The 939-nt window shown below is 33.2% G+C and carries 1 protein-coding gene and 1 tRNA gene; one reads left to right on the top strand and one right to left on the bottom strand.

Annotated elements, in window-relative coordinates; all coding sequences use genetic code 11:
- Positions 1–90: 90 nt before the first annotated feature.
- Positions 91–162: transfer RNA gene (locus DIZ30_RS12625), tRNA-Ile, on the top strand.
- Positions 163–675: 513 nt separating this feature from the next.
- Here the strand turns inward: DIZ30_RS12625 and DIZ30_RS13825 are convergent.
- The gene (locus DIZ30_RS13825) at positions 676–852 is read right to left on the bottom strand and encodes a DUF5960 family protein (protein ID WP_234414818.1); all 177 of its coding nucleotides are present in this window, start codon (positions 850–852) and stop codon (positions 676–678) included.
- Between the last annotated feature and the right edge of the window lie 87 nt (positions 853–939).

Below are 939 nucleotides of genomic sequence, written 5' to 3'. Positions count from 1 at the left end.
TCACTATCACTCATAAATAGTCACACTCCAAGATATGCGATAACAGGTTTGTTGCCACACATTCTACTGGTTGATTGTTTATGGCTTTCCGTACTTAGCTCAGTTGGTCAGAGCAGACGGCTCATAACCGTCCGGTCGTAGGCTCGAGTCCTACAGGGTACATTAATGTAGCCATTTGAATCGTTCTGTGTTAGAATTTTTTGAAGAGTATTATACAAGCTAAAGCTTTTCTTCATTGCCACTCAAATGAGTGGCTTTTTTATGTATCCTTTTATGGATTAATGAAAGGATGTTTCACATAGTTATACTTCTGTATATTTGAAAAGTTTTACTTTGATTTTTAAATGGAAAGACATTTGGGTTATATTGTGAGATAATAATAAAGAAGAGTTTAAAGCGTTCCCCAAAAACCACTCCCCCATAAGTGTGTTACGCTTTAAACTCTTTTATATTTGAAGCCATTAAAAGCATACCATATAACTGTAAAAAATAATGGGAAAAAGACTTATAATTGGAGTGATAGTAATTAGTGACTTATTTTTGATTTTATAGCACTGATACTATAAAATATAGATATCATCATATTACACAATCTTAATACTAACTTAAAAAATATCTCCTTTCATAAGTATGGTGATAAAATCCGTTCCGGGCTACCTTTTTAGGTAGCCTACTTTAATCTTTATACCTTTCTGGATCAACAAAAGTATATTTAATGTAATCATAACGCCGATGATCGCTTCGAGCGTCTGGCACGTCAGTCACGATATCAAACAAAAAATATACGTCTTTCTTCATTCTAGTTTTTGCAGCAGGGATTTTAAAGTAGTTCTTATTAGAATAGTAATGGATAGGCTACAATTAACTAGACAGAAAAATTAAGGTGTGTAGACTAGAAGAAAACATACCAGGAGGAATTTTTATGTCTAAGAGAACACG

Origin of the sequence: Enterococcus sp. H57 (genome assembly GCF_003112495.1) — a bacterium.
GTDB lineage: Bacteria > Bacillota > Bacilli > Lactobacillales > Enterococcaceae > Enterococcus_B > Enterococcus_B faecium.
Note: the sequence above shows the minus strand (reverse complement) of the source record. Positions and strands in the feature narration are given on the sequence as shown.